Raw genomic sequence first — 11118 nt, 5'->3', positions numbered from 1 at the left:
GGGGGGGGGGGGCGCCACACCGAGCAACTAAAACACATAAAAAACTGTGAAATCTGTCAGCTGTCGGCTGTTCGCCGCCCCGCGGGACCTACGCGGTGTACGTGAACGCCACCGCCGCACTGGTGCCGCCCGCCGTGGTCACCGTGACGTCCACCGGGCCCGGCCCGGCGGCCGGCGGGGTGGTCACCGAACAGAACTTCGGCCCGCACGAGGCGTGCGTCCCGGGCACCCCGCCGAAGGCCACCGTCCCGTACGTCAGGTTCTCGCCGACGATGTACGTGCTCGTACCGCCCGCCACCGGCCCGCTGGTGGTCGTCACCAGGGACACGACGGGCGCGGGCGGGGCCGGCGGCGGGTCGCCGGTGTAGTCGAACGTGCCGGCCGCCGTCGTCGTCCCGCCCGGCGTGACCACGGACACGGGCGCGCTGCCCGAGCCGCCAGGGGTGGTCACCGTGCAGGCGGTGTCGGTGCAGGTGCCGGCCGCGGGGGTGCCGCCGATCAGCACCATTCCGTGGGCCAGGTTGCTGCCGCTGACCGTGATGGCCGTGCCGCCGGCGCCGGGGCCGGTGGTGGTGTCCAGGCCGGTGACGGCGGGGGCCGGCTGGACGATCGGCGCCGGGGTGCTCCCGTCCAGCGTCACGACCGAGACGTGGCCGGTCGGATCGGTGTCGTTGGGGTTGGAGACCGTCGCGACGATCGGGCCGGTCGGCTGCTCGGTGCCGGTGCGGTAGATCTTCAGCTTCATGAAGTCGGACCGTCCGGGCTGCCGGTTGCCGGTGAAGACGGCCTCCAGGTGCCGGCCGTCGGGCGAGAGGGTCTCGGTGAAGGTGTAGTCGTACGGCGTGGAGTACATCATCGCGATGTCGGGGGTGGTGAGCCCCGGAGGCAGGTCGAGGGTGAGGTGGGTGGGGCCGGTGACGTCCTCCGTGCCGGCGGAGACCCAGCTGACCGAGAACGCGCCCGGCCCGGGCGGGTTCGTGCTCGGCAGGGTGCCGTACGCGGCCACGGTCACGTGCGGACCCTGGACGGCGGGGGCGTCGGCGGGCGAGGTGGTGGAGGCGGTGGAGGCCGCAGCGCCGGTGGCGGCGGCTGCGAGGGTGGTCACGGACAGCGCGGCGGCGAGGCCCGCTTTGGCCAGTCGAGTGATCATGTGCCGATCATCACGGAAGCGGCGCACCGCCTCCACGGCTTTTCCGAATTCCTGTTCGGAATTGGCGTGATCCCGTCGAAACCGGGTTCTGAATTCACCCCCGACACGCACCCGCACCCGTTGCGCACCGGTCGCGCAGCCGTGCCGCAGCCCGCCCGCAAGGCCCGTTTCGGTCGATGTCGGTGCGAACCTCTAATCTTGTCCACCGTGACCGCCATCGCAGACCCGCCCACCGAGCCCGGCCTCCGGCCCGCCGCCGGCACCGGCGTGCCCGCGCCGCGCCCCGCGCCCGGCCCCGCCGCCGACGAGGGCCTCGCCCGTCGGCTCAAGGCGCTGGCCTGCACCGCCCCGCTGCACGACCTCGACAACCGCAAGGTCAACCTGGCCGGCGAGTACGGCGGCTACGCGATGGCCGAGGTCGGCCTGGCGGCGATCGACCTGGTCACCCTCCACATGGACTTCGACACCGGCGCCGACCGCGACATAGTGCTCGCCCGGCTGCTGCCCCGGGTCGCCGCGCAGGCCGCCGGCCGTCCCGGCGCCGAGCACGAGCGGGTCGCCCGCTGGGTGCTGGAGTCGCTGATCAACGTCGGCAGCGTCGACCGCGGCTTCCGCGCCGTCTACGGCACCTTCGGCGCGGACGGCGAGTACGTCCGCCGCGACTACGACTTCAAGCTGATCGAGGAGGTCCCGGGCCCCGACGGCGGCGTCTACCTGCGCACCACCGACGAGGCGGTCAACGTCCTGGTCGGCGCGCTGGACACGGACGTCACCTCGGCCCAGATCGCCGCCGAGGTCAAGCTGGAGGTGCTGATCCGCCGCGGCCGCCTGGCCGACGCCCAGCTCGCCGCCGAGCAGGCCCGCTACCGCACCGTCCAGTACGCCGAGACGCTGCGCCGTGCCCTGGAGGCGACCCGGCGCAACGTCCGCGCCGTCGACTGGATGCGCACCATCCCCGACCTCATCGACGAGGCGCTGGACCACATCGCCGACCGCTACCGGCACGAGAACGCGATTCTCACCAACATCCGCAAGGCCCGCGACGAGGCCGAGGAGCCCGAGCACAAGCGCCGCGCCGCCGAGCTCGTCGACATCGTCAAGGACTGCATCCGCCGCCACACCCAGCTGCAGACCCGCCTGCTGGAGGCCGGCCCGCTGTTCCGCGCCGAGCAGGACCGGCAGGCCTTCGCCACCCCCGGCGTCCGCAGTGGCATCGACCTGTACGGGCAGCTGCTCGCCCCCGTGCTGCGGCTGCCGGTGGAGCAGGCCGTCCGCCCCACCGGCGCGTTCTTCGCCCGGGGCGCCGGGCTGCGCGTCCCGAGCTCCGTGCGCGTCGCCGACCTGGTCGACCTGCTGCTCACCCCGCCGGTCGAGCGCGAGCACCTCGGCGCCGAGCTGCCCGACCCGGACCTCGTCGCCACCCCGGACGACAGCCGCTTCTCCGAGGCGCAGCTGGAGGCGGCGCTGGAGCTGCTGGACCTGCCGGCCGACGCGCCCCGCCGGCTCTCCGGCCTGCTCGCCGAGGCGCGCGAGCAGGATCCCGAACTCCCGTACCTGGTGGCCCTGCTCGCGGTGCACGCGGCGAGCCCGCCGGTCGGTACGGCCTACCGGCAGGGCGAGGAGCGGCTGTTGTTCGCGGTGGACGACGGCACCCCGCTGCGGGACCGGGAGTTCGGCGGCGCCGACCTGATCGTCGGCAGCGCCCTCCTGGACGCGGTCGGCATGGCCGCCGACCGCAAGGACGCCGGCTGACCGGCCCGCCGATGCACCGCCGGACCCCGCACCGCACCACCCGCCCGATCGCCCGCCCGACCACCCGAACCGCCAGCAGCAACAGCCCCGAGGAGTACCGCCCGTGACGACCCACCACGACACGTCCTGGGCGCCCGAGACCGAGCCCGCGGCCCCCGCGCCGATCACCCCGGCCGACGTGGCCGACGCCGCCCGGCTGGTCTCCTTCGGCCTCCAGGCCAAGCTGCTCCCCGCCCGCGACGCCGAGTACGCCGAGCTCGTGCGCCGCCACCGCGAGGACCCGCCGTTCGCGCGCCTCGCCGACGCGATCGCCACCGGCATGGGCCTGGTGGTGCTGGAGGTCTCGCCGCGCGCGGGCATGGCCGTGGCCGCCGCCGAGGACTCGGTCTTCGCCGTCCGCATGGGCGACTACTCGCGCCGCGCCGCGTCCGAGTCGACGGACCGCTTCCTGCACGGCCTCGCGCACCTGGCCGTCGCCGCGATGGCCTTCCCCCGCCCCGAGGACCTCGCCGACGACGGCTACCTCGGCCGGATCACCGTCAACGGCGTCGACTCCTTCGTGCGCCAGGCCTGCCGCCGCCTGGAGGAGCAGGCCGACGCCGAGGGCGCGAACACCGACCCGCAGAGCGACGCCCCGGGCCTGGAGGCCGCCTGGCGGGTGTGGGCCCGGCGCACCGCCACCGGCGCCACCAAGGACGCCCGCCGGCTCTCCGGCTCCACCATCGGCATCGTCGCCAAGGCCGTGGTGTTCCTGGTCGACTCGGGCTTCCTGCAGAAGGTCTCGGACGACGCCGGCGGCACCTACCGCACCACCGCCCGCTACCAGCTGCAGGTCCGGGACCTGGCGGGCACGGCCGCGATGGCCGAGCTGCTCGACCTCGGCGTCGTCCCGGTCTCGGACGGTACCGCGAGCCTGCTGCCGCCGGACACCGCCGACGAACTGGTGGCGGACGCCGGCCTCCCGTTCCACTCCCTCTGAACACGAGCCCGGCAGCACGATCCCGGCAGCACGAGCCCCGCAGCACGAGCCCCGCCGGCATCAGCCGAGCAGCACGAGCCCCCGCCCCGAACCCCGTCCCTCCGAGCCCCGCCCACCCTCAAGCCACGTAAGCCACGGAGAACCGCCGCACATGTACGAGCTCAACCGGGTCCGCCTCTATTCGATCGGACCGGCCGGCGCCCGCTACGCCGACACGGTGCTCGACCTGCGCGGCGTCGGCGAGCCGGTCGCCGACCCGGCCCCGCAGCAGATCGGCCTGTTCGGCGAGGACGGCGACGGCCCGGTGCGCCGCCCGGCCCCGGCCGGCGTGCTCTTCCTGGAGAACGGCGGCGGCAAGTCCGTCCTGCTGAAGCTGATCTTCTCGGTGATGCTCCCGGGCCACCGCAACACCCTGGGCGGCGCCAGCTCCGGCGTGCTGCGCAAGTTCCTGCTCGCCGACGACTGCGGCCACGTGGCGCTGGAGTGGCAGCACACCGTGACCGGTGAGCTGATCGTCGTCGGCAAGGTCAGCGAGTGGCGCGGCCGCCAGGTCTCCTCCGACCCGCGCAAGTTCGCCGAGACCTGGTACTCCTTCCGCCCCGGCCCCGGCCTGACGCTGGACTCGCTGCCCGTGGCCGAGCGGGTCAGCCTGGCCGGCGACCAGAGGGCCCGTGGCCGGCGCCGCACCATGAAGGGCTTCCGCGACGCCCTCACCGAGGCCGGCAAGGCCCACCCGCATCTCGACCTGGTCTTCGAGGACGGTCACGACCGCTGGACCGAACACCTCGGCGAGCTCGGCCTCGACCCCGAACTCTTCCGCTACCAGCGCGAGATGAACGCCGACGAGGGCGAGGCGGCCGGCCTCTTCGCGGTCAAGCACGACAGCGACTTCACCGACCTCCTGCTGCGCGCCGTCACCGACACCCGCGACACCGACGGCCTGGCCGACCTCGTCCACGGCTTCGCCGCCAAGCTCGGCCTGCGCTCCGAGCTCACCGCCGAGCGCGACTTCACCGCCGGGTCGCTCGACCTGCTGGAGCGCATCGCCGAGTCCACCACCGCGCGCGAGACCGTCCGCGAGGCCCACCGCACCGCCGAGCGCCGCACCCGGCGCCTCGCCCACGCGCTCGCCTCCCGCGCCACCGCCGAGCGCGACCGCGCCCAGGACCTCGCCATCGAGGTCGCCGCGGCCGCGAGCGCCGTCACCGCCGCCGAGGCCGACCGCACCCGGCACAACCTGATCGCCGAGGAGCTCACCTACCGGCACGCCACGCTGAGCCTCGCCGCGGCCACCGCCGAGGCCGCCGCGCTGCGCCGCGAGCTGATCGACGCCCGCACCCTGCACTCCGCGTGGCAGGCCGCCGAGGCGGTGCTGCGCCAGCGCGCCGCCGCCGACCGGGTGGCCCGGGTCGCCGCCGCGATCCGCGAGGCCGAGCTGGACGCCGCCCCGGCGCTCGCCGCCCGTGCGCGCGCCGCCACCGCGCTCGCCCGCGCCCTGGAGACCGCCGCCGCGGCGGCCGAGTCCCGCGCGGACACCGAGGAGCAGCGCGCGAGCGAGCTCCAGGAGGACGGTGCCAAGGCGCAGTCCGACGCCACCGAGGCCGCCACCGCGGCCCAGAAGGCCCGCAGCGAGGTCGAGCACCTGCGCCAGCGCCTGGTCGAGGTCGAGCAGGAGACGGCCGCCGCGGTCGAGGCCGGATTCATCGACGCGGACGGCGACGTCGACCCGGCCCGGGCCGCGCTGCACGCCGCCGACGTCGAGAAGGCCGCGAGCGCCGCGCTGGGCCAGGCGCGGACGGTCGCCGAGGCCGCCGCCGCCCGCCTGCGCGAGGCGGCCGCCGCCACCGGCCGGGCCGAGCTCGCCGCCGAGCGCGCCGGCGACGCCCGCAAGGACGCCGCCCGCTCGCTGGCCGCCGAGCAGCGCACGGCGGCCCTGCTCGCCACCGAGCCGCGCCTGGCCGACCTGCTGTCCCTCACCGCCTATCAGGAGGGCGCCGACGAGGAGGCCGGCTACCTCACCCCCGCCGTCCTCGACCGCAACGCCGAGTACCTGCGCGAGCTCCTCGACGAGGCCATCGCCACCGCCGAGCGCACCCTGTTCGACCTGCGCACGGCCGCCGCCGACGACTCCCGCATCCTCGCCGCCCTCGGCGACGGCGGCCTGCTGCCGCCCGGCCCGGACGTGCTCGCCACCGTCGAGTACCTCGCCGAGCACGGCATCCCGGCCCTGCCCGGCTGGCGCTACCTGGCCCAGTCCGTCGACCCGGCCGACCACGAGGCGATCCTGGCCGCCCGCCCCGAGCTCGTCGACGGCGTGGTCGTCACCGACCCCAACTCGCTGGACCGGGCCCGCGAGGCCCTGCAGTCCGCCGCACTGCTGCCCCGTTCGACGGTCGCCGTGGGCGCCGCCGCCTCGCTGATCGCCCCGATCACCGACGAGCCGGCGTTCTTCCTCGTGCCGCCGAACCCGGCCATGCACGACGAGTCCGCCGCCGACGGCGAGCGCCGCGAGCTGCGCGCCCGCGCGAGCGCCCGCGAGGAGCACATCCGCGAACTCGCCGCCCGCCTCGGCGCCGACCGCGCCCTCGCCGCCCGCCTCGCCTCCTGGCACGCCAGCTGCCCGCCTGGCACGCTCGCCGAGCTCGCCGCCGCCGCCGAGGCCGCCCGCGAGCACGCCGAGCAGTCCGCCGCCGTGCTCGCCACCCTGCGTGCCGACCACGACGAGGCCGAGACCGACCACGCGGCCGCCGCCGGCGCCCACGAGGAGCACCGCGAGGCCGCCCAGCGCGCCCGCCGCCGCGCCGACGCCCTCTCCGGCCTCGCCTTCCGCCTGCGCGAGCGCGCCAACTGGTCCCGCCGCCAGCGCGAACTCGCCGACGACGCCGCCGAGTGCGACCGCCGCCAGACCCAGTGCGCCGAGCGCGCCCGCACCTGCGACGAGGACCGCCGCGCCGCCCAGCGCGCCGCCGACGACGCCCGCCGCACGGCCCGCGCCCTGCGCGCCGAGCGTGCCGAGATCCCCGCCGCCGAGCAGGCCGACGAGCCCGCCGACACCGCGCCCGCCGCGCTGCCCGCCCTGCGCGAGGCCTACCGCGCCGCCTCCCAGCTGTACGAGAAGGTCGGCGTCGGCGCCGACCTGCGCGCCGAGCAGGCCCGTGCCGAGGGCGACGAGGCCGCCGCCGCGGTCGAGCTCGACCGCCTCACCAACAAGGTCCGCACCCGCGCCGAGGAGCTGCTCGGCAGCCCCGACGGCGCGGACGGCCCCGCCCGCCAGGCCGCCGCCGCGCGCGCCGAGGAGCTGGTCGCCACCATCGAGGCCCGCTCCGCCGCCGCGAGCGAGCAGCTCGGCCGCCTGCGCGGCGACGCCGAGCGCTCCGCCCCCGTGGACGGCGAGGCGCACACCGAGCTGCCCGAGGACCTCGTCCCCACCGACCCCGAGCACGCCCAGACCCTCCTGCGCACCGCCACCAACCGGCTGGCCGAGCGCCGCGAGGCCCTGGACGCCGCCCGCACCGCGCACGCCGACCTCCAGCGGACCTTCGACGCCGCCCAGTCGGCGGCCGGCGCGTTCGACGAGCTCGCCGGCCAGCTCCGCGACGGCCTGCGCGACAACCAGGACGACGCGGACCACCCGGCCGAGCCGTACCTCGGCGCCCTCCCCGAGGCGCGCACCGCCGTCGCCGAGGCCCGCCGGGCCCTGCGCACCGCCGTCGGCGAGCTGTCCTCCGCCGAACTCGCCGTCCGCGACGCCTCGGACGCGCTCGTCCGGCACGCCAACGCCGCCCGCTACGAGGCCGTGCGCACCCCCGCCCGCCAGCAGATCCGCGAACTGCCCGCCTCCGCGCTGCCCGAGCACGCCGCCGCGTGGGCCGCCGCGTTCGCCCCCCGGCTGCGCGTGCTCACCGACGAACTCACCCAGCTGGAGCGCAACCGCGGCTCGATCGTCGACCGCCTGCGCGGCCTGGTCGAGTCCTCGCTCACCACGCTGCGCGCCGCCCAGCGGCTGTCCCGGCTGCCCGAGGGCCTGGGGGAGTGGTCGGGCCAGGAGTTCCTGCGGATCCGCTTCGAGGACCCGGACCACGCGACCCTCGTCGAGCGCCTCGGCGAGGTCATCGACGAGGCCACCCGCGCCGCCGTCCGGAAGAACAGCGACCTGCGCCGCGACGGCATGTCGCTGCTGCTGCGCGGGGTCGCCGCCGCGATCGGCCCGAAGGGCGTCAGCGTCGAGATCCTCAAGCCGGACGCGGTGCTGCGCGCCGAGCGGGTCGGCGTCGGCCAGATGTCCGACGTGTTCTCGGGCGGCCAGCTGCTCACCGCGGCCATCGCGCTCTACTGCACGATGGCCGCGCTGCGCGCCAACGACCGCGGCCAGTCCCAGCTGCGGCACGCCGGCACGCTGTTCCTCGACAACCCGATCGGCCGCGCCAACGCCACCTACCTGCTGGAGCTCCAGCGCGCCGTGGCCGACGCGCTCGGCGTCCAGCTCATCTACACCACCGGCCTGTTCGACACCACGGCGCTCGCCGAGTTCCCGCTGGTGATCCGGCTGCGCAACGACGCCGACCTGCGGGCCGGCCTCAAGTACATCTCGGTGGAGGAGCACCTGCGTCCCGGCCTGCCCGCCCCGCAGGACCCGGACGGCCCGGCCATCCACGGCGAGATCACCGCCACCCGGATGTTCAAGCGCCCCGCGGAGGTTCCCGACCGGCCCTGAACTGGTTAGCGTGATCGGCATGCTGACGATCGCGCACCTCAGTGACATCCACCTCGGCCAGGACCACCGCCGGGACCGCGGCGAGCGGGCCCGGCGGCGGGCCGAGCGGGTGATGGCCCACCTCGACGCCCTGCCCGGCCCGCTGGACGCGGTGCTGGTGACGGGGGACCTCGCCGACCACGGCCTGGCCGCCGAGTACGAGCAGGTCGTCGAGGTGCTCAAGTCCCGCCACCGCGTCCTCATCTGCCCGGGCAACCACGACAGCCGCGCGCCGTACCGCGAGGTGCTGCTCGGCGGGATGGCGCAGGACGAGCAGGCGGACGGTCCGATCAACCGGCTGCACCAACTCCCGGGCGCGGACGTGCTGATGCTCGACTCGTCCATCCCGGGCCGGCCGGACGGCCTGCTGGACGAGGAGACGCTCACCTGGCTGGACGCCGAACTCGGCGCCGGGCGCACCGAGTTGCCCGCCCTGGTGGCCTTCCACCACCCGCCCGTCGAGCTGGCCGTACCGACCGTCGACGGCATCCGCCAGTTCGGCGAGGCCGGCCTCGCCCGCGTCCTGGGCCGCCACCCCCGCGTCGTCGGCCTGCTCTGCGGCCACTCCCACACGCCCGCCGCGACGACCTTCGCCGGACTGCCGCTGCTCGTCGCCCCCGGTGTGGTCTCCACCGTCACCCTGCCCTGCGAGGGCGGTGAGGGCGTCTCCTTCACCCACCCGCCGATGCTCGCCTTCCACGTCCTGGACGGCGACCGCCGGCTCACCACGCACTACCGCGTGGTGCCCGAGAACTGACCCCGCGACGGTCCCTGTGGCGGGCCGTGCGGTGGGCCGTGCGACGGCCCCTGCGACGGCCCCCGTGACTGGCCCGGCCGCGGGAAGGGCCGGGCCGCGAGCGGTTCCCGGACCGCGGCCCGGCTCCCGGCCATCGGCGTCGCCGAGTTGGGTGCGCGCATCCGCTGGGCGGCGACCTGGCGCGAGACCAGGATCTCCAGCAGGCACCACATCGTGCCGAACACCCCGAGCCCCATCGCCATCAGCGCGGGTGTCATCAGCCAGCTGCCCGCGTACGAGGCGAGCGTCGCGACGACCACGCCCACCAGCGTGAAGGAGAACGAGAGCACCGCGCGGACGGCGGCGGCGCGCACCTCGTCGGGCAGGCGGCGACGGCGGCGTGGCACGGACATCGGGCGACCCCAGGCGCGAATTCGGCGGCGGGCACGGAACGGGCGCTCGCGTCGAGCGCCCCCGGTACGAACTCTGCCCCGCGCAAGCCGGACTATGCGTCCGAATCCACCGAACTGCCGTCAAATCGTGTGATACGGCCCGATTCGTCCGCGGCCGGCCCCGTGGCGGACCTCAGCCCAGCTGCTGGTTGAGCTCCTCCAGGGCGCCCGTCACGATCGTCCGCATCGCCCGCTCGGCGTGCTCGCCGTCCCCCGCGCAGATCGCCTCCGCCACCTCGCGGTGCAGCCGGATCGCGTACGGCTCCGGCTGATGGGGCATCAGATGGTACTCGGTCCGCCCGGTGAGCACCGCACCCACGGTGTCCCCGAGGTGGGCGAACATCTCGTTGCCGGAGGCTTTCAGGACGGTGGCGTGGAAGGCGATGTCGTGGCGGAGGAAGGTGGTGAGGTCGGCGGCCCGCGCCGACATCGTCAACTCGACCGCCAGGGAGCTGAGTTCACGGCGGTGGTCGTCGCTCGCGTGGACGGCGGCGAGCGCGGCGGCGGCCGGTTCGACGGCCACCCGCAGCGAGCCGAGCGAGCGCAGCTGCGCCGGACGGTCGGCGCCGGCCAGCCGCCAGCGGATCACCAGCGGGTCGAAGACGTCCCAGCCGGACTTCGGCTGGACCGTGATCCCGACCCGCCGCCGCGAGGCCACCATGCGCATCCCCTCCAGGATCCGCACCGCCTCCCGCACGACCGTCCGGGACACCCCGAACCGCTCCTCCAGCTCCTCGCTGCGCAGCACCGCGCCCACGGGGATCTCTCCCCCGGCGATCGCCGGACCGAGCTCGTCAAGCAGCCGCCCTGGCAGCCCCTGGATCTCCATCCGCCCAGCCTAGACGTCGACCCCGCCCCACCTCCTGCGACCCCACGCCTCGGGGCTGTCCCCTACGACCCGCCCCCGCTCCCAGCTTCTCCCTTCGCCGCGCCCCACCAGCCCCCGTCGCGCACCCCCGCCCCCTGCGGCCCACCCCACACGCCAAAAGTATGACGATTTGGTTTCCGCCACTTGAATACGTCATATCTTTGGAGCGATAGTGGCGGCCAGGCAACGAAGGAGCACCACCCATGGCTCTCAGCGTCGAGAACCACGACCTCCCGCAGACCCCTCCCACGATCGTGGTGATGGGCGTCTCCGGAGTCGGCAAGACCACCCTGGCCCGCCTCCTGGCCGAGCGCCCCGGGCCCCCCCGCACCCCAGCGGGGGCCGGGCCCCCAGCGGGCCCACACCCCCCCCAATCGGCGCGGCGCCCGCGGGGCCGACACAGCCCCCCCCCCCCCCGGCGGGGCCCC

7 protein-coding genes are annotated in these 11118 nt (G+C 75.7%); 4 read left to right on the top strand and 3 right to left on the bottom strand.

Annotation, left to right across the window (positions count from 1 at the left end):
* Window positions 1-88: 88 nt before the first annotated feature.
* The gene (locus ACFV4G_RS32320; RefSeq protein ID WP_380445699.1) at window positions 89-1150 is read right to left on the bottom strand and encodes an IPT/TIG domain-containing protein; all 1062 of its coding nucleotides are present in this window, start codon (window positions 1148-1150) and stop codon (window positions 89-91) included.
* 216 nt (window positions 1151-1366) lie between these two features.
* Between ACFV4G_RS32320 and ACFV4G_RS32315 the strand changes: the two genes are divergently transcribed.
* The 4 genes from ACFV4G_RS32315 to ACFV4G_RS32300 all read left to right on the top strand — a co-directional run bounded on the left by ACFV4G_RS32315 (window position 1367) and on the right by ACFV4G_RS32300 (window position 9391).
* Entirely contained in the window at window positions 1367-2902 is a 1536-nt protein-coding gene (locus ACFV4G_RS32315; protein WP_380445712.1) for a hypothetical protein, read from the top strand.
* A 103-nt stretch (window positions 2903-3005) separates the two neighbouring features.
* Window positions 3006-3881: a hypothetical protein gene (locus tag ACFV4G_RS32310; protein WP_363656620.1), complete on the top strand. Its 876-nt coding sequence runs from the start codon at window positions 3006-3008 to the stop codon at window positions 3879-3881.
* Window positions 3882-4032: 151 nt separating this feature from the next.
* Window positions 4033-8595, top strand: a complete 4563-nt coding sequence (locus ACFV4G_RS32305) for a hypothetical protein (protein ID WP_380445698.1) — start codon at window positions 4033-4035, stop codon at window positions 8593-8595.
* A gap of 19 nt (window positions 8596-8614) precedes the next feature.
* Window positions 8615-9391 carry a metallophosphoesterase gene (locus ACFV4G_RS32300; protein WP_380445697.1) on the top strand — a complete coding sequence of 259 codons (777 nt, stop codon included), beginning with the start codon at window positions 8615-8617 and terminating at the stop codon, window positions 9389-9391.
* Here the strand turns inward: ACFV4G_RS32300 and ACFV4G_RS32295 are convergent.
* Window positions 9367-9783 carry a hypothetical protein gene (locus tag ACFV4G_RS32295; protein ID WP_380445696.1) on the bottom strand — a complete coding sequence of 139 codons (417 nt, stop codon included), beginning with the start codon at window positions 9781-9783 and terminating at the stop codon, window positions 9367-9369. The genes ACFV4G_RS32300 and ACFV4G_RS32295 overlap by 25 nt on opposite strands.
* Before the next feature lie 172 nt (window positions 9784-9955).
* Window positions 9956-10651, bottom strand: a complete 696-nt coding sequence (locus tag ACFV4G_RS32290; protein WP_380445695.1) for a FadR/GntR family transcriptional regulator — start codon at window positions 10649-10651, stop codon at window positions 9956-9958.
* Window positions 10652-11118 lie beyond the last annotated feature (467 nt).

It is taken from the genome of Kitasatospora sp. NPDC059747 (assembly GCF_042732955.1).
In the GTDB taxonomy this organism is placed as follows: Bacteria; Actinomycetota; Actinomycetes; order Streptomycetales; family Streptomycetaceae; genus Kitasatospora.
Note: the sequence above shows the minus strand (reverse complement) of the source record. Positions and strands in the feature narration are given on the sequence as shown.